Raw genomic sequence first — 25,355 nt, forward strand, 5'->3', positions numbered from 1 at the left:
GCGATTGCACCACCTCCTCGAGAGGGATGCGTATCAGACCGCGTGCCCTCGGAACCGACGTAGCCGCAGGCTGTTGCCGACCACGAAGACCGAGCTGAACGCCATCGCTGCCCCGGCGATCATGGGGTTGAGCAGGCCTAACGCTGCGAGCGGAATCGCCGCGGTGTTGTAGGCGAAGGCCCAGAACAAGTTGGTCTTGATCGTGCCCAGGGTTCTGCGTGCGAGGCGTACGGCGTCGGCGGCGGCGCGCAGGTCGCCACGGACGAGGGTGATGTCGGATGCCTCGATGGCGACGTCGGTGCCGGTGCCCATGGCCAGGCCGAGGTCGGCCTGGGCCAGTGCGGCGGCGTCGTTGACTCCGTCGCCGACCATGGCGACGACTCGGCCTTCGCGCTGCAGGCGCTCGATGACGGCGAGTTTGTCGGCGGGCATGACGTCGGCGATGACGGTGTCGTCGGCGACGTCGATGCCGACCTCTGCGGCCACGGAGTCTGCGACGGCGCGGTTGTCCCCGGTCAGCAGTACCGGTCGCAGCCCGAGGCGGCGGAACTCGGTGATGGCCTCGGCGGAGGTGTCCTTGATGGTGTCGGCGACGACGAGCACGGCGCGTGCCTGCCCGTCCCAGGCGACGGCGACGGCGGTGGCGCCGCGGGCCGCGTCGGCCGCGGCTGCGTCGGCGAGCTCATCGGTCAGTGGGGTCGACCATTGCTCGAGCAGGCGTGGTCGGCCCACGATCACGGCGTGACCGTCGATGACCCCCTGGACACCGAGGCCTTCGTGGTTGGTGAAGTCCTCGACGCCGGGGAGATTCCCGGTGCGTGTCTCGGCGGCCGTGGCGATCGCGGTGGCGATTGGGTGCTCGGAGGCCTTCTCCAGGGCGCCTGCCAGTCGAAGCGCGGTGGCCTCGTCGGTTCCGTCGGCGGTGTGGACGGCGGTCAGGGACATCTTGCCGGTGGTGACGGTGCCGGTCTTGTCGAGGACGACGGTGTCGACCTTGCGGGTGGACTCCAGGACTTCGGGCCCCTTGATCAGCACGCCCATCTGGGCGCCCCGGCCCGTTCCGACCAGCAGCGCGGTCGGTGTGGCCAGGCCGAGTGCGCAGGGGCAGGCGATGATCAGCACGGCGACGGCAGCGGTGAACGCCGCGGTGGCGCCGGCCCCGGCGCCCAGCCAGAATCCGAGCGTCACCACAGCGACCGCGATCACGATCGGTACGAAGACTCCTGAGATCCGGTCGGCGAGGCGCTGGACGGCGGCCTTGCCGTTCTGGGCGTCTTCGACCAGCGATGCCATCTGGGCGAGCTGGGTGTCCGAGCCCACCCGCGTGGCTTGGACGACCAGGCGCCCGCCGGCGTTGACGGTGGCGCCGACGACGGTGTCGCCGACGGCGACCTCGACCGGGACGGACTCGCCGGTGAGCATGGAGGCGTCGACAGCCGAGCGGCCGTCGACGACCGTGCCGTCGGTGGCGATCTTCTCTCCGGGCCGGACGACGAACCGGTCCCCGACAGCGAGTTCGGCGATCGGGATGCGAACCTCCGAGCCGTCGCGCAGGACGGCGACGTCCTTGGCCCCGAGTTCGAGCAGGGCGCGCAGGGCGGCGCCGGCGCGGCGCTTGGAGCGCTGCTCGAAATAGCGGCCGGCGAGGACGAACGTGATGACACCGGCCACGACCTCGAGGTACATGTTGCCGGCGCCGTCGGTGGGTGAGACCGACAGCTCGAAGGGGTGGACCATGCCCGGAGTTCCTGCGGTACCGAAGAACAGCGCATAGACCGACCAGGCCATCGCCGCCGTGGTGCCCATGGAGATGAGGGTGTCCATGGTGGCCGCGCCGTGACGCAGGTTCGTCCATGCTGCGCGGTGGAACGGGGCGCCGGCCCAGGCCCAGACCGGCGCGGTGAGGACCAGGCAGAGCCACTGCCAGTTCACGAACTGCAGGGGCGGGGTCATCGACAGGACCACGACCGGGACCGACAGCAGGGCTGCGCCGAGGAGACGGTCGCGCAGGGGACGCAGCTCGTCGTCCTGTTCGGCGGTGTCGTCGGCGGTGTCGTCGCCGCGGTGCGGCGGGGTCGGAAGGACGGCCGAGTAGCCGGCCGATTCCACGGCGGCCACGAGCGCGTCGGTGCCGACGCCGCCCGGCGCGGAGACCTTCGCCTTCTCGGTCGCGTAGTTGACCGTGGCGCTGACTCCGTCGAGCTTGTTCAGCTTGCGCTCGACGCGGTTCGCGCAGGACGCACACGTCATGCCGCCGATGGCCAGCTCGATTTCGCGGACCTGGTCACCGGACGGGGGAAGGGTCGCGGTCATCAGTGGCCTCCGTCAGTGTGCGGGTGGCCGGTCTCGACCGAGCCGGGCGTGGCCGGCGCGGCCGGCGCGGACCCGGTGGTCGGGACCGTGAACTGCGCGGTGCGGACCTGGCCGTCGTGCTGGAAATCGAGGAACAGCCGGTAGGTGCCGGTCGAGGGGACCTCGGTGTGGAAGGTGATTCCGGGCCCGGGCTCGGTGGTGCCGTCCCCGGGTGCGCCGTCGGGGTGGACGTGGAGGTAGCCGAGATCGCCGCTGCGCAGCGCGACCAGGTGGCCGTAGGCGCCCAGGTAGGGCTGCAGGTCGCGCACCGGCTGGCCGCGGCGGGTCACGGTGAGGGTGACCGGGCTCGACCGGCCGGGCTCGAGCACCCCGTCGAGGGTCACCTCGTAGCCCCCGGGGGCGATGGCGCTGCGGTTGGCCTGCGGTGTGACGGGCGCGAAGGTGCCCGGGGCGAACAGGTCGACTCCGAGCGTCGTGGCCTCGCCATCGGTGGGGGCGAAGTCGGCGAAGGCACGATAGGTGCCTCCGCCGGGCAGGGTGATCGGGGCCCGCCAGGTGCCGTCCGGGTCCATCGTCGGGTGCAGGTGCTGGAAGTAGGCCGTGTCGCTGCGCACGACGATCAGGTGCATCCGCTTCTCGTGCTCAATGTCGAATCCGGTGATCGCGGCCCCGTCGGGGCCGGTGATCCGGAACGCGAGCTCGCTCGCCTCCCGGGCGGGGAGCGTGCTCGAGGTGGGCGTCAGCGTCAGGCCGCCCTCGGTCGAGGCCAGGCCGGCGGGCCCTGTCGATCGGGAGGCGGTGGGAGCGCCGTGACCCGCCGCCGGGTCAGCCCCGTGGTCGGCGGTCTGCGCGGTGGGGCGCAGGTGTGCGGTGGGGGCATCGATGGTCGCGCCGGTCGCGAATGCGCCGGCTCCGAAGAGGACGACAGCCGCGCCGTAGGCGGACAGTCGTGCTGCGGTCTTCATCGTCGGAAGTCCTTCGGTGAGACCCGGCACGGGTGGACGGCCGCGCGCAGCGGGCTGCGGGGCCGTGACCCGTACCGGGTGGCGGACTGGTGCTGGTCCTGCTCAGGCGGCGGTGACCTCGTACCCGGCTTCCTTGACCGCTGCGCGGACCGCGTCAGGGGCGACCTCGCCGTCGCTAATGACGGTGACCGCACCAGTCGGCAGGTCGACCGTCACGTCGGTCACACCGGAGATCTCGCTGATCTCCTCGGTGACCGACGAGACGCAGTGCCCGCAGGTCATGCCGGTGACGGTGTAGGTGGCTGTGGTCACAGCGCTCATTCCTCTCTGTCGTCGTACTCAGGAACGGACCAGTCGCGCGATCGCGGCGCTGGCCTCTTGGATCTTCTGCTCGGCGACGGGGCCACCTTCGGTGGCGGCGTCGGCGACGCAGTGCTTGAGGTGCTCGTCGAGCAGGCCCAGGGCCACCGCCTCGAGGGCTTTGTTGACCGCCGACACCTGGGTCAGGATGTCGATGCAGTACTTGTCCGACTCGATCATCTTCGTGATCCCGCGGACCTGGCCCTCGATCCGACGCATCCGCTTGATGTGGGAGTCCTTGCTGTCGGCGTATCCGTGCTGCATCGCCCTACCTCCTCGTGACACCTCCAGCATACCCCTACGGGGTATACGCATACAACCGTGTCGATCCATGATCCCCACCGGATCGCCGGGGGCAGGTATGGCGCAGCACCAGCCGATCACCCGAGATCGGACGACCGAGCCGAGCCATGTCACGAATCAGTCAACTAACTGAGCACGCCCTTGCTTGATACCCCCATGGGGTATGGGGTATCCATGTGACATGAACCCCGGAGAGCGATCGAGCAAGGACGCAGACGGGCCTGCTCACCACCCACACCGAGCGACCGAGACGACGGGCAGCGCTGCCGGACCGGCCGAGGAGGTCCGCCCGGCGGTCGCATCGGTCGGTGTCGGCCCGGGCGAGCAGCCGCACCATCACGAACCCGGTGCGCACGAGGGGCACGGCGGGCATCAGGGACACGACGGTCACGGCGGTCACGGCGGTCACGGCGATCACGGCGATCACGTCGGGCAGTTCCGGCGGCTGTTCTGGGTCATGCTCGTCCTGGCCGCCCCTGTGGTCGGGTTCAACGACATGTTCGCCCACCTGGTGGGCTATCACCTGCCTGCTGGCGAGTGGGTGCGGTGGGTCTCGCCGGTGCTGGGCACAGTGATCTACCTCTGGGGAGGGCGCCCGTTCCTCACCGGCGCCATCGCAGAGGTCCGCTCGCGCACGCCGGGCATGATGCTGCTGATCGGCCTGGCGATCACAGTCGCGTTCATCGCGTCCTGGGGTGCCAGCCTGGGCCTGCTCGACGGCGAGCTGAACTTCTGGTGGGAGCTCGCGCTGCTGGTCGTGATCATGCTGCTGGGGCACTGGATCGAGATGCGCTCACTGGCCCAGACCACCTCGGCGCTGGACTCCCTGGCGGCACTGCTGCCCGACGAGGCCGAGCGGGTCGACCACGGCGATGTTGTCGTCACCGTCTCACCGGCCGACCTGGTGGTCGGCGACATGGTCATCGTCCGGCCTGGCTCGTCGGTGCCCGCCGACGGAACGATCGTGGACGGGTCGGCGAACATCGACGAGTCCATGGTGACCGGCGAGTCCCGCACGGTGCGGCGCCAGGCCGGTGATCAGGTCGTGGCCGGCACCGTTGCGACCGACTCGGGACTGCGGGTCGAAGTCACGGCGACCGGGGACGACACCGCGCTGGCCGGGATCCGCCGGCTCGTGGCCGACGCCCAGGCCTCGTCGTCGCGGGCTCAGCGTCTCGCCGACACCGCGGCCGGTTGGTTGTTCTGGTTCGCCCTCGGCGCTGCCGTGCTCACCGCGGTGGTCTGGTCTCTGGTCGGGTTGCCCGACACCGCCGTGGTGCGCACCATCACCGTGCTCGTCATCGCCTGCCCGCATGCTCTCGGGCTGGCCATCCCGCTGGTGGTGTCCATCGCCACCGAGCGTGCCGCCCGGGGCGGCGTGCTGGTGAAGGATCGTCTGGCGTTGGAGTCGATGCGCACCGTCGATGCCGTGCTGTTCGACAAGACCGGGACCCTCACCCGGGGCGAGCCGACCGTCACCGGCATCGAGCCGGGCGAGGGCCGCGCCGCGGACGAGGTTCTCGCTCTCGCGGCCGCGGCCGAGTCCGACAGCGAACATCCCCTGGCCCGAGCGATCGTCGGCGCGGCCCGCAAGCGGGGTTTGACCGTGCCCCCGGCGCGCGAGTTCTCCTCGTCTCCCGCGGTCGGGGTCGAGGCCACGGTGGACGGCACGCGGATCCAGGTCGGCGGACCCCATCTGCTCGACCAGCACGGCGCCGCCGAGTTCTCGGTCGCGGACCAGTGGCGCCGCCAAGGGGCGATCATCCTGCACGTCCTCGCCGACGGGGAGGCCATCGCTGCGCTGCGACTGGCAGACGAGATCAGGCCCGAATCCCGGGAGGCCGTCGAGGCCCTGCACGCCGTCGGCACCCAGGTGGTCATGATCACCGGTGATGCCCGGGCCGTGGCCGACACCGTCGCCGCCGACCTCGGCATCGACCGGGTCTTCGCCGGAGTCCGCCCGGAGGACAAGGCCGCCAAGGTGGCCGAGCTGCAGAGCGAGGGGCGTCGGGTCGCGATGGTCGGCGACGGCGTCAACGACGCTCCTGCCCTGGCCCAGGCCGACGTGGGTATCGCGATCGGGGCCGGGACCGACGTCGCGATCGGTTCCGCCGGTGTCATCCTCGCCTCGTCCGACCCGAGGTCGGTGCTGTCGGTGATCGACCTGTCGCGTGCGTCCTACCGGAAGATGAAGCAGAACCTGTGGTGGGCGGCCGGCTACAACCTGGCCTCCGTCCCGCTGGCGGCCGGGGTGCTCGCTCCCGTCGGGTTCGTCCTGCCGATGAGCGTCGGCGCGATCCTGATGTCCGCCTCGACCGTCGTCGTCGCCCTCAACGCTCAGCTTCTTCGCCGTCTCGACCTGACGCCGGCGCGCAGCACAGCACGTCTCGCCGGCGCCGACACCGGGGTGACGCCATCGCGTGGCGGTCCGGTCACAGAAGACCGTCGATCGACGTGACACCCTCGCGCCGGGACGACGGCACGGCACGCGCGGACCGGGCAGCCGCCCCGGTACCGTGACCGACATGGGCAACAGGCGAGAAGGGCTGCAGCTGGTGCTGCTGGTCCTGCCTGTCCTGCTCGGCCTGCTCGGGATGCACGCACTCGTCGCCCCGGCCCCCGCCGCAGACACCGGGCACGAGGTCGCGGTCGCAGCGACAGCGACCGGGCACAGCGACCACCGTGCCGACGCGGCATCCGCGCCACCGGCACCGGTGGCAGCTGAACAGCCGATGCCGGCCGACCACGGCGAGCACGACGCCACGCACGCGCTGCACCTGTGCCTGGCCGTGCTGGCCGCCGCCGGGCTCGCCCTGCTCTCGGCGTGGCTGTTCCTCGGACGCCTGCCGCTCCCGGTCGCACTCACCGCGGCCCGCCAGCGTCCCCGCGGCCGACCTGCCCAGCGGCCACCACCCGTCCCCCGACGACTCGCTCAGCTCTGCGTCCTGCGGACCTGATCGGCCCCCGGCGCGGCAGAGCGCCGGATCCCGGCCCGATCACCCGTAATCGACACGGAGAGCCAGAACCACAGATGAAGATCACCAACGTGGCCACCGCGGCCACGACACTGACCGCTGCCCTCGTCCTGTCCGCCTGCGGCGGCGCAGAGCCCGCCGACAGCGCCCCACCCGCGGCCACGGCCCCCGCCCCGACCAGCGCCGCCGCTCCGGGCGCGACGGTCTCGACCGAGCACAACCAGACCGACATCGCCTTCGCCCAGGGCATGATTCCGCACCACCAGCAGGCCGTGGAGATGGCGAAGCTGGCCACCGACCGCGCCGGTAGCGACGACGTCCGCGGCCTCGCCACCGCGATCGAGCAGGCCCAAGGCCCGGAGATCGCGCAGATGCAGACCTTCCTCACCACCTGGGGCGCACCCGCATCCGGTGGTATGCCCGGGATGGACCAGGGCGGCATGTCCGGGATGGACCACGGCGGAATGGGCCAGGGCGGGATGGGCCAGGGCGGGATGGATGACGGCGGGATGGCCGGGATGATGACGCCTGACCAGATGCGCCAGCTCGGGCAGGCCGACGGCGCCGCCTTCGACCGCATGTTCCTCGAGATGATGATCGCCCACCACGAGGGTGCGGTGCAAATGGCCCAGACCGAACTCGCCGACGGAATCAATCCCGAGGCGAAGGCACTGGCCCAGCAGATCATCGACGCCCAGCAGGCCGAGATCGGCCAGATGCGCCAGCTGCTCGGCTGACCATCCTCCGGCCACGGGCGACGACGGTAAAGAGAGCCGCACTCACCCTGGCCGATACGGGTGGGGGGTATGTACCGTGAACCGGAATACCCCCCACCCGTATCAACGATGGAGACTGCCAGATGGTGAAGAATGCGAGTCGGCCCGCTGCCCGAGATCCGCTGTCCGCCATGGTCGCGGCCGTCACATCCGAGCCCGGCCGGGCGGTTCTGCGCTGTCTGCTCGGGTGCGCGGTGCGAGCGCTGTCTGCCCACACACCGCCCCGCGATCGCGGCTCTGCACCTTGCGAGGGTCGATGACCACGCAGCCCCGACGGTCTCCACATGTTGTCCATGGTTCGACCCGCCGAGCCCACCGCGATGCCGGAGCACGCCCCGGCTGAAGAGAGACCACCACCGCTGATGATCAACGCACGTCCGGTAGACCGCACGAACCTCAAGCTCGGTAGACCCCGAGCACCCCTGACCTACGCCGTGCTGGCCGCGGGCATCGCCGTACTGCTGGTGGGCTGCGGCGGGCCGGCGCAACCGGCCGCCGCGCCCGCCGCCGCCGGCACCACCGCCGACGTGTTCGAGCAGGTCGGCCACGTCCACGGGGTCGGAGTCGACCCTGCCGACGGCAGCACGGTCATCGCAGGCCACCACGGCCTGTTCAGCCTCACCGCCGAGGGAACAGTGACGCCGCGCCAGAATCCGCAGGCCGGCGGCCCCGACCTGATGGGCTTCACCGTCGCCGGCCCGAACACCTACCTGGCCAGCGGCCACCCCGCCCCGCAGGACACCAGCACACCGAACCCGCTCGGCCTGGTCCGCAGCACCGACCGCGGTGCCAGGTGGGAGCCGATCAGCCTGCACGGCGAGGTCGACTTCCACGCCCTCGACGTCGACGGCACAGCTGTCGCCGGCCTCGACGCCACCCGCGGACTGCTCCTGACCAGCACCGACAGCGGCCAGAACTGGCAACGACAGGCCTCGCTGTCCGCTCTCGACATCGCCTTGGCGCCCGGGGAGAACACCCGGATCCTGGCCACCACCGAGGCCGGCGTGATGGCCAGCCAGGACGGCGGCACCACCTTCACCAGCGTCGCCGGAAGCCCGCTACTGGCCTACCTGGCATGGGCCGACGACGGCAGCGTGTACGGGATCGCGCCGGAAGGAACGCTCTACTTGAGCACCGACCGGGGCGTGACCTGGCAGCGTCGGGGTGCCACCGCTGCCCCACCGCAAGCGATCAGTGCCGACCCCGGAGGGCGGCTGACCGTGGTGACCGAAGTCGGGGTCGAGCGTTCCACCGACGGCGGCGTCACGCTGGAGCGGCTCGCCTAACCGGGAGCTCTCACCAGAGCCAGGCGCTACTGGAAGTGATCGTCCCCGCAGGAATCCCCGTCGGCTTGCGATGGGGTAGAGCGATCAGGGCATGCAGATCAGGGCATTCGTCTGCGGCGATGCTGCGACCGTGTCGTCCTCACCAGCGAAGACATGGGGGCGGCCATGCGTCGGCCGGCCACCGACCACTGCAGCCCGATCGCTCGGGGCACCAGGCCACAGCGCGCATCCCCATCGTCCGACTCCGTGTTGCTCGACGCGACGACGCGGATGCAGGGTCGCCACGAGCCGGCTGGAGCGAGCTGATTCCGCCGACAGCGCGGTGTGGTCGTTCAATCACGGGTACTGCCGAGGCCGATTGGAGCTAGCCGTATCGGCGGCAGCACGCACTACCTGGAAGTGCGTGCTGCCGCGGAACCGGACGGGACGCACGATGCGTCCGTCGGACCGCCTGTACACCCGCACTCGTGAAACCTGTTGCGGGGTACGTGCCGTGGCCCGCCGCCATCGGCCAAGGGCCTCGCCACAGAGGGCCGGGAGCCGCTGCGTCTCGTTCACGATGACGCCCGCGAATCGGGTTCATAGATAGAGCTGGTGCAGTCGTCCAGTTGCCGGGCTGTGTGATCTTGAGGTCCTGGCCCTCGGGTTGTGCTGTCCTGCACCGACGCGCCACGTGGCTTGAGTGGGGCCTTGTCTCCACCGGTGCAGAACCGAGCGGCCGAGGCGTGGTCGGCGTACTCGGTGCTACCACCGGTAGTCGACCATGGCGTGCCGGGAACGCCTCTCTCGGACGCTGCCCGATCGTTGAGCTCAGCACGGGGCACGCGGGCTTCGAATGCGAGTAGCTCGAGGCGATGCTCGATAACAGCCGATCGCTCCACCCAGCGGCCCGTGCGCACCAGCAAGACCGTGTTGCCGTTGTCGGCGATGAGCCCGTGGCGGAGGACCGCCGTGGCGTGGTCGAGGACATGTCTAGACCCGACGGAACCACTCGGCATACCAGGGTCATGGAGACTGAGGACGAAACGGTCGATGAGCATATCGGGACTAAAGCCGGGAGCACCAGTCCAGGTCACAATGAGTGACGCCTTCTGGGGGGTCGGTCTGTGACCGGTCCGGCTGAGAACCTGCCGCCGACCTCGTCCGCTCAACAACGTGTCACTCCGGAGAGCAGAAAGCACAGAGTCTCGCACCCAGTGGAAAGAATGAGTGTTGTCACACATGAATAAATCCCTTGATGTCGAGTCGCAATCGGTAACAGATTTGGATAAAGTGGGGCAGTGGCGGACAAGGTGAGACATTGGCAAGTATTTGGCAGCGGCCGCATAGGCGCTGGAAGAAATTCCGACCGGAAGCAGCCCATCATCAATTGCCTGTCGATATGAAGACAGCGAAGTATGTGCCGAGGGGCAAGGTCAGGCGGCAACTAAAGGCGTCGAGGTAGACACCTAGGTAACCTAGCTCCTGAATGATTGAAGGAGAGAGTAGGGCGACCCGTAAATCTCCCTGGCGAATATTGCGCGAGCCGGGCAATCAGAAACGCTCTCAGCGGCGCTGCCCGGTTCGCATAGCCGCATCTGCAGGCACGCCGCAGGCGCCGTCGGCGCATAGCTCACCCAGTCAGCTCCGGCGGCTCATCAGCCCTTCAGTAGCCGGGAGCCTCAGCCCTGGAGGGCCGCGACGAGCCGATTGCAACCTCCAGCCGCACCACCGCAGCATCGAGCCATGCCGACGCGCACGAGACAGGCGAGTGACGGGTCGCCGCACCGAACGACTGCGCGGATTCAAGCGAGCGAATCGCGCTCGCAAGTAGCCCACCACGAGGTCGGTGGCAGCGCCACAGATCAGGGCCATCGCGACGGTCAGCACACTGACAACGAGCTGGGGCCCGGTCACCCCATCCGAAAATGGGTGAGGCCAGACACCGCCCGGCGGCGTCAACCACTCGAGCCCAGATGCTTCAGACGGGCGCCCCAGCCACTTACCCGCTAGGTGCAGGGCGGGCTGGATCACGATGGTCGCGCTGAGGAGGATTAACAGGCTGCGGAATTGCGGCGCGATCCACCAATGCAGCCCGGTGACTGTTCCGACGAGGACAACCAGGTAGAGAGCGTGTGTCGGTTGTTCCCGACCGAGCACATCAACCATCAGCGCCGCCACAACCGTGGCGATCAGCCCACTGGCCCAAGCGCCGCGTGACTGTGACATCCCGCCGACGCGCGCAATCCTCGTCCGAGACTGCGCGACCGCTGCCATGTCCCCAGTCTCCCTATGCCGTGCTGTGACAACGCTGAGAGACCGTGCCGGACCATCGTCGCCAGCAATCCGCGAGAGGAGCTTGGTCGCGCTGCTGCGATACTACTGTGCGTAACCGCCTGCCGTGCATCGTCACTCGTGCCGGTGGCTCGGCTGAGTGGTGTCGGACCGGGCCCGCAATCGGACTGGATGGATACGTGCGATGCAGCACCGGCGGGTAGCGGCGTTGCCAGAGCGAGCCTGTCGTCGCGGACCGTCAGGGCCAGGCCCGCAGCTAGGCGGTAGTGATCGGCAATCGCATTCGCCGGCCGACTAACGCGATGGCGTCCCATCAGCCGTCCGACTGCCCCCGGCCGCGGCTCTGCGCCGCTTGACCAGTAACTCGATCAGCGGCGAAAGGACACGTGGATGTGATCGTAGTGCCCGCCCACCGGATCTGCGGCGTCGTACACCCCGCCGCCGGTGTAGTCGCTCCACTGTCCGGAATCTGTCTCGGGCCGTAGCCAGATCTGGCCCTGCCAGATGACGTAGGAGACGTCGAGGGCGACGGCGTTGCGCCGGAACCATTCGGCGATCAGCCAGCCGTCGTCGACGTCGCGGCCGGAGGCGAAGGTGCCGGCGGGTCCGGGGAACAGGTCGCACCCCTTCCCGAGAGGGTGATCGCTGGTCGGGTTCGCCGGGCGGTCGGCAAAGCACCGTGTCGATGCCAGGTACGTGGTCTCGCTGAGCGCACCGAAGGTGGTCCGCACCTGCTCCAGTGCGAACCGCGTCGTGGGGGTCACACAGCCCCGGGTGGTCGGGTCGTCCTCGGTGCAGCCGGCTGGGCGCGGCCGCGGGCCGCCGTCAGTCATCGGGCGCGGGGGAGCACAGCTCCCGCCTTCCGCAGTCTTGCTCACCCCGGTGGTTCGCGCGCCGCCACCGACCTCCGCAAGCACGCTGGCGGCGGTGTCCTCCCATTTGGCATAGGCAGTCGGGAACGCCGAGCGCTGGACCGCCTGGGCGGCCTCCCACAGCTCCATGTCGGCCCATCCGGGGATCTGTAGCAGCCGGTCGTAGAAGATCGCGGCCGAGTACCGGGGATCGGTGACCTGCTCGGCCGAGCCCCAGCCCATCGACGGGCGTTGCTGGAACAGCCCGAGCGAGTCACGGTCGCCGTAGTCGAGGTTGCGCAGGCCGGACTCCTGTAGCGAGGTGGCCACGGCGATCCACACAGCCCGCTCCGGTACCGCGTGGTCCCGGCCAACCGCGACGATGGTTGCGGCGTTGGCGAGTTGCTCGGCGCCGAGTCCGCTGGAGCCGGTCGCGGTGATGGGCACGGCCGCTGCCGGGGGCAGGCACCCCGGCCTGGTCGCTACCGGGGTGAGGAAGTGTCCCATCGTGCTCCGGACCAGTACCAGCCCCGCGGCGAGGACCCCTACGACGACGCCGACGGCGAGCAGCCGAGCACCCAGCCGTCGCAACGCAACGGCGGCGTGTCCGACGCCGTTCACCGCCCCATGGCGGCCGCTCCGCTGGGTGGTCGTCGCGGACGGCTGGGTTTGTCCGCTCCTGCGGGGATCACCATCGTCGGGCGGCCCCGGGCAGGTCGGCCAGTGGCCGCGTCGTCTCCACCGGGGTGGGGGCCGGCGGCTGCTGGACAGCACGGATGGCCGGTAGCGGGCGAGTGGGGCTGTCGTCGCGCTGGCCGACCGCCCACAGTCGGATGGTCGGGGGGTCACGATCCGCTTCGCTCTGCGCTGCTCGGGTGTCCTCGGCGGGTGCGGTGAGCAGCCCGCGCCGATACAACAGCGCGAGGGCGAACCCGCACAGCAGCCCGATGACTAGTAACACCAACCACGGCGCGTAGGGGGCGCCGAGCGAGCGAGCCAGGTCGATCGCCCATCCCGTCCCTGCGTTACCGAGCAGGATCCCGACCCCGCACACGGTGTTGTAGAAGCCGTAGTGGGTGGCGACGAGCCGGTTGCGGGCGAGCCCGACGATGGTGTCCATCTCGAAGGGCAGGACCACGGCGGTCCCGATCGCGAGCAGCGCCGCCGTCGCCAGCAACGCAGCTATCCCCACCACCGTCGCGGCCACCGCGGCGACGTCGGGGAACGCGACGAGTACGGCGTCGGCGGCGAGCAAGGGCACGAACGCCGCACCGAGCACGAAGAGGCCACGGCTGAGCGAGGCTGCCGGCCCCCAGCGCGCACGACACCACGCGGTGACCTTCATCTGTGCGGCGATGGTGACACCACCGGAGACGACATAGAGCGCGGTCACCAGCGCTGTACCCAGCTCGCCATCACCGGCCAGTGTCCGCGCGTGCAGCGGCAGTGCCAGATACACCTGGTAGGACAGGACATAGGTGCCGATCATCGCGACCGAGAAGGGTAGGAAGCCGCGGGTCGCGGCGACGTCGCGCCACTGGGTCAGGACCGGACGCCGATCGGCGTCGGTCCCTCGGTCGGCATCACCTCGTCGGGCCGGCAGAGCCCGGATCTGGAGCACCGTGAGCACCGCGAACACCGCCGCCGCCACCAGGCAGGTGACGGTGAAGTCGATCCCGGTCAGCAGCAGCCCCACGACCGGGCCGACCACGATGCCCGCTTGGTAGAACACGCTGAACAGCGCGAACGCCTCGACCCGCCGTTCTCCGGCGTCGCGGGCGATGTAGGCGCGCACGGCAGGGTTGAACAGCGCCCCGGCGAACCCGGTCGCTGCCGAGGCCACGACCAGGGTCGCCACGTTGTCGACCAGACCGAGCAGTGCGAATCCGCCGGTCCGTAAGGCGCACCCGGCCACGATCATCGGCTTGTAGCCGAACCGGTCGGCCAGGCTGCCGCCCACCAGGAACATGCCCTGCTGGGAGAAGTTCCGCACCCCGAGGATCACCCCGACCAGCAACACTGAGAGTCCCAGGCCCTGGGACAGGTGATCGGCGAGGTACGGGATGAGCATGTAGAAGCCGAGATTGATGGTCAGCTGGTTGAGCAGCAGCAGCTGGACTGGCCGGTCGAACGACCGGTACCTGTCGAGGACGCGCATCAGCTCTCCGGCCTGTTGGGCGCGAGCACTGTGGTGCAGCGGGTCCAGCGGTGGACCTCGATCGCGTCGGGTCGGTCGATGACGTCCGGGGCGTGCACGGGTGGGCCGCTGACGGTGATCCCCTTCGCCTCGCAGAACTCGTCGTTGTAGACGGTGTCGAAGTAGCGCTGCGGCCCGTCGGGAAAGATCGCGGCAATCCGGGTGTCCTGCGGCCGGGTCCGGGCGAGCCAGCCGGCCACCGCACCGACCGCGCCCACGCTCCAGCCGCCGCTGGCATAGCTGGCACACGCCATCGCCCGGCATGCCGACACTGCTTCGTCCGCCCCGACCCAATGCACTTCGGAGAAGATGCTGTGATCGACGTTGCGCGGATGGATGCTCGAACCCAGCCCGCGCATCAGTCGCGGCCGTGCCGGCTGCCCGAAGATCGTCGATCCGACGGTGTCGACTCCGACGACCTCGAGGTCGGGCAGGTACCGGCGCAGCGCACTCGAGATTCCCGCCGAATGGCCACCGGTGCCGACCGAGCACACCAGCACGTCGATGTGGCCGAGTTGGCTGCGCAGCTCGTCGGCGAGGGTGGCGTAGGCGCTGACATTGTCGGGGTTGTTGTACTGGTCCGGGCACCATGCGCCGGGATGCTGGTCGAGGATCTCGGCGACGCGCTCGCGACGCGCCTGTTGCCACCCACCGCACGTTGCAGCGGCCTGCACGGTCACCACCTCGGCGCCGTAGGCACGCAGCAACCGGTACATCAGCGGTTCCATACCCGGATCGGATACCAGCGTCACTGGGTGGCCGAAGGCGATACCGGCCAGCGCCAGTCCCAGGCCTAGCGTGCCGCTGGTCGATTCGACGATCCGGGCACCCGGGTGGAGGTCACCGCGCTCGCGTGCCTGCTCGACCATGTGCAGCGCGGGGCGGTCCTTGATGCCGCCGGGGTTGGCGCCCTCGAGCTTGGCCCAGAAGCCCCGCCCGCTGGGGGCGAACGGCGCATCGATCCACACCGTCGGGGTGGACCCGACGACGTCGGTCAACGTCAGGCAACGCCGGGGCGCGACGCCCGGGCGATCGAGGGGAACAGTGGTGAAGGGCAGGGACATGACAGACCTCGTTCAGGCACAGCGCTACGCCGCGCCGGGGAGCAGTGATGGGACGCAAAGAGACGGCGCCTCGGGGCGATAGGCCCGAGGGCGGCCGCTTCTAGGTCCGAGAGATCTGCGCCAAGGTCAGGTGGTCACGCCCGGCGGCCGGCCGGGCGGGTGTGGTCTCGACCGCGCTCATCGTCCACGGGGGTGCCCGAGGTGCAGCCACCACGCGAACGGCGATACCAGTTCCCGCCACGACGTCGGGCGGGGCGGGACGCTCCCCGCGAGCCGTCAGAGTCGACTCGTCATGGCCGCCTGCGTCGTGGCATACCGGAGCTTCGTGATCCGAATGCGGCGCGGTGCCGCCATCGGACTCGGCCTCGTCGTGATGGTGCTGACCCGACGGCTGACCGACTGCAGCTGTCACGTACAGCTGCGGTCCCGCGGACTGCGTCGGTGGTCCGTCGGCGACGAGGTCAGGCTCGTGGGACGAGGCGGGGTGCAGCCCACACACCAGCACCATCGCGGCCAGAACGACAAAAAGGACAAAACGCCGGGTCCAGAGGGTCAGCTCCCGCGCGTTCAGCGCACCGACGGTCTCGCTCACAGTGACCGAACCGTACCAACGCCACGGTCACGGCGGCGCCGGGGAGTCGGGACCAGACATCGACCTCCCGGATCCGCCCCCGCCGCGGAGAGCCTGCGGTCGTCACCCAGCGGTCCTGGGTGCGCTCTCGGGGGCCCGGCCCCTTCAGCGGGCGGATTGAACGGGGGGCTCGGTCGCGACCGGCAGCAGCAGTGTGATCGTCGACGTGATGGTGCCGACAGTGAGTCGCCCGCCTTCGCTCTCGGCGAGCCGGCGAGCCAGCGGCAGGCCCATGCCGACCCCGATATGGGTGTCGGTAAGGGCAGACGTCGGGATACCGGGACCTTCGTCGCCGATCTCGACGGCGATTGCGTCCTCGCCCAGCTCGCGGGCGGCGACCGACACGGCCCCTGTGCCGTGGACGAAGGCGTTGTCGAGGAGCACGCCGAGGATCTGGCGGATCGCGGCCGCCGATGCGTTCGGCCGGGGGAACGCATCGGGAACCAGGATCGAGAACCTGCGTCGGTCCTGGGCGAGGCGAGGACGCCACTCGTCGTCAAGCTCGGAGAGCAGCGTGGAGAGCTCGGCCGGTGCCGAGGTCGTCTTGCGTTCGCGGGCCAGGGCGAGCAGCTCGGCGATCGTGCGTTCGAGCCGATCGATCGATCCCAGACTGTCGGCAATCTCGGCCGTCGTCATGCGCTCCGGCCGGTCGAGTGCGGACTCCAACCGGAGCCGCAGGCCGGCCAGGGGCGTGCGCAGTTGATGCGAGGCCTCGGCCGAGAAGGCTCGCTCGCGTGCGATCAGGTCGTCGAGGCGCTGCGCAGTTCGGCTGAGGGCTGCGCTGGCCCGGTCGGTCTCGGCGATACCGGTCGCATCCGGGCTGATGCTGAAGTCTCCGTCGCCGAGTCGGTCGGCGTCGTCGACCAGGCGGTCTAGCGGCCGGGACAGCCGTATCGCCAGCCGTCGTGCCAGAAGCCATGCCGATACCAGCACCACAGCGGCGAGGCCCGCCATCCCCAGCCAGATGGGCCCCAGGGCCTCGTAGACCTGGGACGAGGGTGCAGAGGTGCGGATCGCACCGATGATGTCGCCCGTGTCGTTGACCGGGACCGCGACGATCAGATCCTCGACAGGTGCTGGGCCGGTCCGGTTGCCGAGAACGTAGTCGACCGGCGCATCGCCGTGCGCGGGGCCAGCTCCGAGCAGCAGCGTCCCGTCGTCGTCGTAGAGGGCGATCGCTGTTCCGCTCGGACCGTCCGGTAGGCGTGTCGGTACGCGGTCCTCGGTGAGGTCGTCCTGCACCGTGCGAGCGGCGAACTGGGCGAGTCGCCGGAGCGAGGAGCGCTCCTCCGACACCACGAACTCGGCGAGGCCGATGAACAGCGGTATCCCGAACAGCGCCACCGCGAACGCTGCAGCGGTGACAGCGAGTGCCACGATCCGCGACCTCATCGCTCGGCCCGCGTGCCCTCGGACGGCCACGTCGCCGGAGCCGGTCCTGGATCCTGTGCAGGATCCTTACCTGGGCGGTGAGTTACACGGTGTGTGTGCACTGGTCGGCCATCGCAGCGAGGACCTCCCGCGGCCCTGTGTAGGGATCGCGGCCGTGGGCAGTGCGGATGTTGTCGACGAACAGGAGGTCACCGCTGTGCCATGGCTCGCGGACAGCGTTGGCGGAGTATGCCTGGATGATGTGGGAAACGAGGTCCCAGCCGATGGGGGTGCCGTCCCCGAAACAGGTGGTGGCCGGTAACCCGTCGGGCCCGAGCACGTCGCGCAGTTCAGCGGCTGCGTCGGGTCCGAAGACCCACTCGCTGTAGTAGGCGATGTCGTTGAACCAGCAGCGCACGCCTGTGACGGGGTGTCGGATCACGGCCGGCCGTCGTTGTCGGGTGCGGAGTTGCCCGCCGCGCCGCCACTCGACGTCGATGGAGTGGGCTCGGCAGTAGTCCTCGACGCCGCGTCGGTCCCCGACGCCGAAGGCCTCTGACCAGGACGGGCCTACGTCGCCGTTGTACGTGCGCATCAGCATCCAGCCCTCGCGCTCACACCGCTTGACCAGACTCGCGGGCAGCGCCGGGAGAACTGCCGAGGAGTCGACGAGCACCGTGGCCCCGCCGACGACCGGCGGGGACAGACAGACGAACATCATCGAGGCGGGGAATCTGTCGCGGTAGGACAGTTCGTGGTGCGGACACATCGGGATCCCGCGTGGCCACCGCGTCACCGAGTACAGGCCGTCGGCGTAGGACAACCGGGGTGAGAATGTCTCGCACTCGAGCATCAGGTCGTCGGCGAGCATCCGAACCACGTCGCCGGCCAGGATCGGGTCGTAGAGGCCCAGCCCGCGGACCAGCACGGCACCGTGTTCCACCACGGCGTTGCGCAGCGCGCGACGCGCCTCGAACGCCCACCGCAAGGGATCGTCCGGCTGGATCTGCAAGAGGGCAGGTGCGTCGGGGCGGCACACGATCTGGAGCTCCTCGACGTCGCTCCACGTATGCCGTGGGGAGAGTGGCCGCGGCGGGCGAGGGTGGTGCGAGGACATCTCGACTCCTCATGGTGCCTGCCCGGAAGTTACGTCGACGCCGGGACAGCTCTGGTGGCCAGTTCGCGGGCCGGGTTGCCGCCCCAGGTCTCGCCTGCGGGGACTTCCTCGCCCTTCATGAGGAACGAATCGGCCTCGATCACGGCGTCATCGCCGATGGTGATCCCGTAGTGCACGAAGGCGCCGATCCCGAGCGTGACCCGGGCCCCGATGACAGTGGAGTCGGATTTGAACGCGCCGTCTTCCTGGGAGTGGTTCTGGACGATGCTGCGCTCATTGAGCGTGCAGTCGTCACCGAGACCGACGAACGGTCGCTCGATGAACGAGGCGCCGTCGTCGAACAGGCGAGCACCGACCCGTACGCCGAGCATTCGCAACAGCAACCCCTTGAACGGTGTGCCGTTGAACAGCATCAGGTAGCTCGGAGCCGGCACCTTCCAGAACCGTTCATGACCCCAGAAGATCGGCGCATAGATCGAGCAACCCCCCGGCGCCTGCAGGAGCAGGCGTCGCACCGACCGCTCGACCGCGGTGAACCACCCGACGGTGAACGCGATGATCAGGACCTGAGCGACCAGGATCTCGGCCGCGCCGAGTGTGACTTCCCAGAGCGCGACCCCGGGCACCAGGATCACGATCCCGAACACGTAGAGCCAGCGCGCTATCAGGTGCAGGGCGATCGTGACGGCGTTATGGCGGTTCTTGCCCCGAAGCGCATGCCGAAGTCGCCGCTCGCCGAGTTCGAGTCGTGCGTCGCGCGCGACCGTGCGGGGGATTTCGAAGCTCGGCGAGCCGAGCAGGCCGACGCCCTCGCGGACGGGCCCCTCGACGGGGATCATCACCTTGGTGCCGAGCAGGCAGTTGTTCCCGACCCTGCCATGCGAGGGGTAGACGATCCGGTTTCCGAAGAAGCTGTTCGCGCCGATCGTGGTCCGGGACAGACGAAAGGAGGTGCTCGAGTACTCCGCATTGACGATCGAGAGGTCGTCGGCGACCACGGTTCCGGTGCCGATCCTGGTGAGGTAGGGCGATTCGTGTTTGATCAGCATCCCGAAGTTGTTGCCGGTCTGCACGAGCGGCCGCAGGTCATAACCGACGGCCCGTAGGTAGTGTGGGATCGCCGAGCTGTCCCCGAGCAGCATCGTGAACGTGACACTGTTGGTCAGCAGAGCGACGGCTCGATGCAGGAAGTAGTGCACTCCGTAGAGTGGATACACGTGGTCCGGCCGCACCACGCGAGCCAGTAGCCGCGGCACGGTGATCATCACCAGAAACGCCACGAGTAGGACGCCGAAGAACACCACGAAGCTCAGAGCGAGGATCTCGGCGTAGAAGTACCAGTGGACGAACGCCTCCGGGCCCGGGAACAGCAGGGCGCTCAGCTGGGGGACCTCGCGTAGCAGTAGTGCGATGCCGCCGAGTGAAAGTGGGAGGGCTATGCCGAGGGTGATGGTCAGCTGGACCAGTGAGTAGATGATTTTGCGGGTCGGTCCCGGCCTGGCTGGTGGAACGGTGCAGTAGTCCACGCCGGCCGGGCGGGCGGGTGAGCCGTGCCAGCGCTCGCCTGCGGGTATCTGCTGACCGCTCAGCAGCGCAGAGGTGTGTCCGAGCTGGCCGCCGTCGCCGACGTGCGTGCTGATTTCGAGCACCGTGGCCTCACCGACGAACACATCGTCTCCGAGGGTGACTGATCCGATCTCGATGACACCGTCCCGGGCCCGGTAGCAGGAGAACATCGCGTCCTTGCGGACGACCGAACGGTGCCCGATCGAGAGCAGGTCGGTGCACACCGGCACGGCCTGGGCGAACAGCGCCACGTCGCGACCGATCCGGGCACCGAGCGCGCGGAGGTAGAGCACATACAGTGGCGAGCCGCGGAAAAAAACCAGAGGATTCCTGCGGACAAGCGTCTTGACGATCCAGAACCGGACATAACCTAGGGACCAGATCCGGATCGTGCGCGGCGTCCACCGCCCGATCAACACCCACTTCACCACGATCGGGAACAAGCACAGGAACGCGAAACTCGCGGCTCCGATCGTGACCGCACGCCCATAGAGATCGAGCAGTGTCGGTGACACGAGGAACCACTCGTAACCCAGGTACAACACCAGCGCCATGAGGTAGGTCCAACCCAGCACGAAGGCCACCTGGAGCACACCGCACAGGACGTAACCCGGGGTGCCGACGCGGCGGACCGACGCCCCCCGGTCGAGAACCATCGCCGGCTCCTGTGGCGCAGTCGACGGACGGTGCGCGGTCGGAGCGACGGAGGCCGCCAGGCCGGCGAGTGTCGGAGTGGCGTACACATCGTGCATCGACAACGTCGGCAACTCGGGGTCCCTGCGGACATAGGCGCAGAACTTGGCCATCGTCAACGAGTCCGCGCCGAGCTCGAAGAAGTTCGCCTGCGGAGGAACCTCGTCGCGGTCGAGTACCTCCGCCATGATCTCTGCCAGCCGCTTCTGCGCCGAGGACGGCGACGTCGGCGCCGATGCTGAAGCCGGCAGTGCAAGGGCGGTGGCCAGCTGGCGCAGCGTGGGGTGCTCGTAGATGTACTGGATCGACATCGACGGCAGGTCCGGGTGCTTGCGTACCTGGGCGCAGAACTTCGCCATCGTCAACGAGTCGGCCCCCAGGTCGTTGAAGAAGTCTGCGTCGGCCGGTACCAGTTCGCGGTCCAGAACCCCGGCGAGCACCTCACCCAGGAGTGCTTCGGCGCCAGTCGGGGCCGCGGCGACACCCTTCGGTACTCGAGCAGGGACGACCAGCGACGCGTGCTGTACCGCCGTCGGCTGCGGCGTGGATGCCCCCGAAGGGACGGCATTCGGGTTCGGAGGTTCCAGCTCGAAACGACGACCCCGTGCGAGCGCCCCTGCCTCGAGGCGGCCTCGGTACTCGATGCGCCCGTCGGGGGTGATGTACCCGAGATCGCCTGTGCGGAAGATCCGCTCGGACGGGTTGCCGGGCACCCCCAGTGTGTCAGCGACGAAGGCCGACTTTGCCAGCTCGTCACGGTTGACGTAGCCGCGGGCCAGGCCGACCCCGGCGATCCCGATCTCGCCGATCAGGCCGTGCGGAAGTGGGGGATGCGGGGCCTCGAGGTCCAACACGACGATGCTGTAGGTCGGCAGTGGAACCCCGAGCGAGGTCGGGCGACCCGGCTCAAGTTCGGCCCAGGTGGAGGCGACGGTGGCCTCCGGCGGACCGTAGGTGCCGATCAGTCGACGTCCGGGACGTCGCCAGCGTCTGATCACCTCTGGTGGGCACGATGCATCCGAGAGCACCAGCCGCAGAGCGAGCAGCCCCTCGTCAAGCGCTGCGAGCGTCGCGGCTTTGGCCCGCAGCGCGGTCACATACTGCTCTTCCAGGAAGCGCCACAGCGCGTTCCCGTGCAGGGTCGGCCCGGCCGGCGGAGCTACCACCGTGGCCCCTGAGATCCAGGGCAACCAAGTCGCCTCCACCATCAGGTCCGACGCCGGTGATTGCCCCTGGAACACTCGGTCACCGGGCCCGATGCCGTACACCTCGCCCGCCACACGAACGAAGTTGCATACGCTGCTGTGCTCGATCGCGACCCCGTGCGGACGTCCGTCGTTGTCGAAGGTGTAGACGATGTAGGCGACCGACCCACCCGGTAGGTCGCGCTCAAAATCCAGCAATCGCCGGGAACTCAACTCGCCGATGAAGCGCCCCGCCAGGTCGAGCGCGACGACGGTCGTCGCTGCCCACCGCTCGAACTCGGGGACCCCGGCCGCGACGATCGAGGTCGTGAACACCAGACGCGCGCCCACATCGACGACGATGGCAACCACCTGCTCGGCGCTGAGGCGCACATCCAGCGGAACATAGGCAGCACCGACCTTCACCACGGCAAGCATCGCGACGCAGAGATCAGCCGGGTCGTCGAGCAGGAGCGCGACCCTGTCCCCGCGACCGATGTGGTGCAGCCGCAGGTAGCGGGCCATCCGGTTCGCCGCGTCGTCCAACTCCAGGTAGGAGAGGGCGCCATCCGCCGTATCCACCGCCAAGCGGTCGGCGCAACCGAACTGGACCAACCAGTCGCACTGCGCTTCGAACAGCCCCTCAAGCCGCTCGGCCAGACACGTGTGTACGGCTTGTGGCCCGTCCTGATCGATCAGAATCCGTTCTGACGCAGGACTCTCCGCCTCTGTTCCGGTCGTCTGCGACGTGTCGGGACCGCGTCGTACGCCCACCCGAACAAGATCGTCAGGGACCTGCGCGAGTCCTTTCCAACGGGTCATCGGTCCGCTCCCGAGCTGCCACGCGGCGCCTCAGCACCCGCTCGGTTAAACAAGGGTCGGTGCTTTTGTTCGAATAGTCTGCTATGGGGCCCATCTAGCAGTGTGGTGCTGATGTCGAGCTGTGTTGCGATGCCCGAACGCCCGGTGAAACGGGCGACGGTGCTCTCCCTGTGCGGCAAGCTTCCTCGCCTCGGGCGCATGTGCCAGGAAGTGACGGGCCGACCCTTGCCCCGAGAATCGCGAACGCCTCTGTCACTTGTAGCGAGCATCACCGAAACGGCCGTACCTGCGTCGCGAGCCTCAAGGGAGGGCCACTCTGAGAAGACGTCACTCGCGCGACCAGGTGAGTCGAGTCGACAAGGGCCACGTCGAGTGTCGGGGCTTATGCGGCTCCGGGCGCAAGGCGTCACCGGCTCTGTGATCGTCATTTGATTCCTTGAACGCGACAAGGGCCCCTGCAGGCCGGTGATCTCTCCGTGCATAACCGAAAACGGCTCCAGCGCTTCCCGCTGCACCTCCGAATGCGTTATGGCAACGCAATATAGCGCCGCCTCAGCAAGAGGATGGCAAAACGATCGCGAGGTAACCGAAAGAGAGCGATCAGCTGAAACAATCTTGGTCAGAGAGGGTGCGCCCCAGGGCAGGGAGAGGCGCCGCGCCGCCGAGCGGGTTGCGACAGGGCCAGGCCCGTGCAGGGGCGGAACTGCCCGTGGTCAGACTGCGCTCAGGCGTCCGAGCGGCGGCCTCGCCGGACGGCGATCGACCATCCGCATTCCCCGATCAGCGAGTGGCGCGGAGCTTCCCTGACGACCGGGGCGATGCGCGGGGCCGACTCGACGGCGGCAGGCAGCGCCCTGATGAGGGGGCGGGCAGATCGGACGTGCCGCCGCAGGAGGTGGAGGACAGCGGTGATCCCCACCAGCACAGCAGGGAATGCGATCTGGGTGGCGACCGACGGCGCCGCATCGGTCACCAGGTGGCGTAGATCGTTACCGGGACCAGGCAGGTGGCCGGACAGCGTCCACAGCCCCGCAGGCACGTGCAGAAGGGGCAGTGCCGCCAGGGCACCTGCCAGAGCAGGAGGTGCCGCGACCGAGCGTGCGGTATCGAGCCGACGCCACAGCCATCCGATCAGCAGCGCGCCGAGAGCGTTGGTCGGCATGTGGACCGGATGATCGCTACCGAGATCCTCTGCCAGCCCGGCGCCAAGGGAGCCGGCCGTGGCCAGGAGCAGGAGCACGATCGACGTCGGGGCGTAGCCGCGAGGCCCGCGGCCCCTGGGCCCCGCACCGCTACGGTCCGCTCGACGTCCCGGACACGCGACACGCGGGGTGCTGCTGTCCGGCACGATTCTGCCCCCTGCTTCTTCCCGGATGACTACCAGCGGGGTTGCGCTAGGGGTGGGCTCGGTGCAAACCGTCACCGTGTTACGCCGACATGGCGCCACTTGCGGCGTGCCGATCTCAGCGGGCCGCCCCGCCTCCACGAGCCTTCTCCTCGGCTGATGCGCGCACGACCTGGACCTTGTCACCCTCGACGAGATCGTTGAAGAACGCCTCGGCCTCGCCGGTGTCGAGCTTGACGCATCCCGCGGACGCTCTCGCCCGGTCGCCGCCGTGGAAGGCGACACCGCCGTCGGCGAAGAAGACCGACCACGGCATCGGCGCAGGGTTGCCGTCAGGACCGGTGAACTCACCGCTGACGTGGTCCTTGTTCTTGCGGTAGACCCGGAACGAGTGTCCCAGAGGCGTCTCCTGTCCGGCTCCGCCGGACGCGATCGGAACCGGACCACGGGTGACCTTGCCGTCGCGCAGGAGCCAGGCGCGTTGCGTGTCGAGATCGACGCACGCCCGTGCCGAGACCGAGCACGGAGTACCCGGTGCGACGGCCTCCGCGTGGGCCTGGGTCGCGACGTCGCCCTGCTCGACGTCGGCGAGCGCGGTTCCACCGAGGCCGATCCCGGCTGCGGCGACGATCGCGGCGACGACGATCCGGCTGCGGCGTGGTCGTCGGGTCGTCGGATTCCCCATCTGGTGCTCCTGTTCGTGGGTCGCCGTCACCGCACTCGGGGTAACGAGACTCGGCATCATCCGTAACGAGAGACGTTCGAGGCTGACCGAGGTTGTCACGCTTCGGAGTCGGATCTGGCGGTGGGTGACCCCGGGGGAGTCCCGGAGGGCCGCGGCCGGGTGGTCGAGAGTGGCCGACCCTGCACCGCTAACCTCGTCGATGACGGAGGGAGTGCACGTGCGGCGGATTGCTCGATGGTCAAGCGCCATCGCGGTCGCCGTACTCGCCGTGCTCGCGGTGGGTGTCTTGTGCGCAGGAGGTGCGACTGCGGGCGAGCCCCCGGCCCCTGTCGGTCAGGAACGCTCGCACGGATGCCACGGTGCTCCGCTGCAGGACATCGAGCACGCCGCCGCGAGTCCGGTCCGCTTCGCCGACGGCGTGACGAGTGTGCCGACCGTCGACCTCGCCGTTCTCTGCGTCAGGACCGTTCCCGTAGGAGTGGTCCGCTCGGCGGTGCCGGACGACACCCCGCCGGCTCCCGCACGCGTCTCGACAGCTGATCTCCAGGTCTTCCGGATCTAGACACCGCTGCGCGCT

17 protein-coding genes are annotated in these 25,355 nt (G+C 69.1%); 4 read left to right on the forward strand and 13 right to left on the reverse strand.

What is annotated here, in order from left to right; genetic code table 11:
* Positions 1-33 precede the first annotated feature (33 nt).
* The 4 genes from PP1_RS24150 to PP1_RS24165 form a co-directional block, all read right to left on the reverse strand.
* Complete coding sequence (locus PP1_RS24150; RefSeq protein ID WP_010242831.1) at positions 34-2,313, reverse strand: heavy metal translocating P-type ATPase; 2,280 nt, start codon at positions 2,311-2,313, stop codon at positions 34-36.
* Complete coding sequence (locus tag PP1_RS24155; RefSeq protein WP_010242833.1) at positions 2,313-3,278, reverse strand: hypothetical protein; 966 nt, start codon at positions 3,276-3,278, stop codon at positions 2,313-2,315. The genes PP1_RS24150 and PP1_RS24155 overlap by 1 nt, the downstream gene beginning before the upstream one ends.
* Before the next feature lie 102 nt (positions 3,279-3,380).
* Positions 3,381-3,590, reverse strand: coding sequence for a heavy-metal-associated domain-containing protein (locus PP1_RS24160; protein ID WP_010242835.1), 210 nt, complete (start codon positions 3,588-3,590; stop codon positions 3,381-3,383).
* Positions 3,591-3,617: 27 nt separating this feature from the next.
* Positions 3,618-3,902 carry a metal-sensitive transcriptional regulator gene (locus PP1_RS24165; protein WP_010242837.1) on the reverse strand — a complete coding sequence of 95 codons (285 nt, stop codon included), beginning with the start codon at positions 3,900-3,902 and terminating at the stop codon, positions 3,618-3,620.
* A 496-nt stretch (positions 3,903-4,398) separates the two neighbouring features.
* Here PP1_RS24165 and PP1_RS24170 point away from each other — a divergent pair, with 496 nt between their 5' ends.
* The 4 genes from PP1_RS24170 (at position 4,399) to PP1_RS24185 (ending at position 8,978) form a co-directional block, all read left to right on the forward strand.
* On the forward strand, positions 4,399-6,399 hold the full coding sequence (locus tag PP1_RS24170) for a heavy metal translocating P-type ATPase (protein ID WP_249266034.1): 2,001 nt from the start codon (positions 4,399-4,401) through the stop codon (positions 6,397-6,399).
* Between the two features lie 67 nt (positions 6,400-6,466).
* Complete coding sequence (locus PP1_RS24175) at positions 6,467-6,898, forward strand: DUF6153 family protein (protein ID WP_139323935.1); 432 nt, start codon at positions 6,467-6,469, stop codon at positions 6,896-6,898.
* Between the two features lie 74 nt (positions 6,899-6,972).
* Complete coding sequence (locus PP1_RS24180) at positions 6,973-7,653, forward strand: DUF305 domain-containing protein (RefSeq protein WP_010242843.1); 681 nt, start codon at positions 6,973-6,975, stop codon at positions 7,651-7,653.
* Positions 7,654-8,054: 401 nt separating this feature from the next.
* Entirely contained in the window at positions 8,055-8,978 is a 924-nt protein-coding gene (locus tag PP1_RS24185; protein ID WP_075314589.1) for a F510_1955 family glycosylhydrolase, read from the forward strand.
* A gap of 2,642 nt (positions 8,979-11,620) precedes the next feature.
* On the opposite strand, the gene PP1_RS24190 is transcribed toward PP1_RS24185, so the two are convergent.
* From PP1_RS24190 to PP1_RS24230, 9 genes are all read right to left on the reverse strand, one after another.
* Positions 11,621-12,550 (reverse strand): hypothetical protein, encoded by a 930-nt coding sequence (locus tag PP1_RS24190; RefSeq protein ID WP_139323934.1) that lies wholly within the window; start codon positions 12,548-12,550, stop codon positions 11,621-11,623.
* A 241-nt stretch (positions 12,551-12,791) separates the two neighbouring features.
* A complete protein-coding gene (locus tag PP1_RS24195; protein WP_010242849.1) occupies positions 12,792-14,261 on the reverse strand; it encodes an MDR family MFS transporter in 1,470 nt (489 codons plus the stop codon).
* Positions 14,261-15,364: a PLP-dependent cysteine synthase family protein gene (locus tag PP1_RS24200; RefSeq protein WP_083697208.1), complete on the reverse strand. Its 1,104-nt coding sequence runs from the start codon at positions 15,362-15,364 to the stop codon at positions 14,261-14,263. Before PP1_RS24200 ends, PP1_RS24195 begins: the two co-directional genes overlap by 1 nt.
* Before the next feature lie 100 nt (positions 15,365-15,464).
* On the reverse strand, positions 15,465-15,956 hold the full coding sequence (locus tag PP1_RS24205; protein ID WP_010242853.1) for a hypothetical protein: 492 nt from the start codon (positions 15,954-15,956) through the stop codon (positions 15,465-15,467).
* A 144-nt stretch (positions 15,957-16,100) separates the two neighbouring features.
* Positions 16,101-17,372 carry a sensor histidine kinase gene (locus PP1_RS24210; RefSeq protein WP_010242855.1) on the reverse strand — a complete coding sequence of 424 codons (1,272 nt, stop codon included), beginning with the start codon at positions 17,370-17,372 and terminating at the stop codon, positions 16,101-16,103.
* 97 nt (positions 17,373-17,469) lie between these two features.
* Entirely contained in the window at positions 17,470-18,483 is a 1,014-nt protein-coding gene (locus PP1_RS24215) for a TauD/TfdA family dioxygenase (RefSeq protein WP_010242857.1), read from the reverse strand.
* A 29-nt stretch (positions 18,484-18,512) separates the two neighbouring features.
* Positions 18,513-22,748, reverse strand: coding sequence for a Pls/PosA family non-ribosomal peptide synthetase (locus tag PP1_RS24220; RefSeq protein WP_083697207.1), 4,236 nt, complete (start codon positions 22,746-22,748; stop codon positions 18,513-18,515).
* A 724-nt stretch (positions 22,749-23,472) separates the two neighbouring features.
* The gene (locus PP1_RS24225) at positions 23,473-23,988 is read right to left on the reverse strand and encodes a hypothetical protein (RefSeq protein ID WP_010242862.1); all 516 of its coding nucleotides are present in this window, start codon (positions 23,986-23,988) and stop codon (positions 23,473-23,475) included.
* A gap of 223 nt (positions 23,989-24,211) precedes the next feature.
* The gene (locus tag PP1_RS24230) at positions 24,212-24,778 is read right to left on the reverse strand and encodes a L,D-transpeptidase (protein WP_010242864.1); all 567 of its coding nucleotides are present in this window, start codon (positions 24,776-24,778) and stop codon (positions 24,212-24,214) included.
* Positions 24,779-25,355 lie beyond the last annotated feature (577 nt).

Source organism: Pseudonocardia sp. P1, from assembly GCF_000178675.2.
Taxonomy (GTDB): domain Bacteria; phylum Actinomycetota; class Actinomycetes; order Mycobacteriales; family Pseudonocardiaceae; genus Pseudonocardia.

Excerpts from the sequence above, each read along its gene's own strand:
- PP1_RS24175 (WP_139323935.1), top strand. The coding sequence starts at position 6,467 with ATGGGCAACAGGCGAGAAGGGCTGCAGCTGGTGCTGCTGGTCCTGCCT.
- PP1_RS24215 (WP_010242857.1), bottom strand. The coding sequence starts at position 18,483 with ATGTCCTCGCACCACCCTCGCCCGCCGCGGCCACTCTCCCCACGGCAT.
- PP1_RS24185 (WP_075314589.1), top strand. The coding sequence starts at position 8,055 with ATGATCAACGCACGTCCGGTAGACCGCACGAACCTCAAGCTCGGTAGA.
- PP1_RS24155 (WP_010242833.1), bottom strand. The coding sequence starts at position 3,278 with ATGAAGACCGCAGCACGACTGTCCGCCTACGGCGCGGCTGTCGTCCTC.
- PP1_RS24180 (WP_010242843.1), top strand. The coding sequence starts at position 6,973 with ATGAAGATCACCAACGTGGCCACCGCGGCCACGACACTGACCGCTGCC.
- PP1_RS24170 (WP_249266034.1), top strand. The coding sequence starts at position 4,399 with ATGCTCGTCCTGGCCGCCCCTGTGGTCGGGTTCAACGACATGTTCGCC.
- PP1_RS24150 (WP_010242831.1), bottom strand. The coding sequence starts at position 2,313 with ATGACCGCGACCCTTCCCCCGTCCGGTGACCAGGTCCGCGAAATCGAG.
- PP1_RS24230 (WP_010242864.1), bottom strand. The coding sequence starts at position 24,778 with ATGGGGAATCCGACGACCCGACGACCACGCCGCAGCCGGATCGTCGTC.
- PP1_RS24220 (WP_083697207.1), bottom strand. The coding sequence starts at position 22,748 with ATGACCCGTTGGAAAGGACTCGCGCAGGTCCCTGACGATCTTGTTCGG.
- PP1_RS24195 (WP_010242849.1), bottom strand. The coding sequence starts at position 14,261 with ATGCGCGTCCTCGACAGGTACCGGTCGTTCGACCGGCCAGTCCAGCTG.
- PP1_RS24200 (WP_083697208.1), bottom strand. The coding sequence starts at position 15,364 with ATGTCCCTGCCCTTCACCACTGTTCCCCTCGATCGCCCGGGCGTCGCG.
- PP1_RS24165 (WP_010242837.1), bottom strand. The coding sequence starts at position 3,902 with ATGCAGCACGGATACGCCGACAGCAAGGACTCCCACATCAAGCGGATG.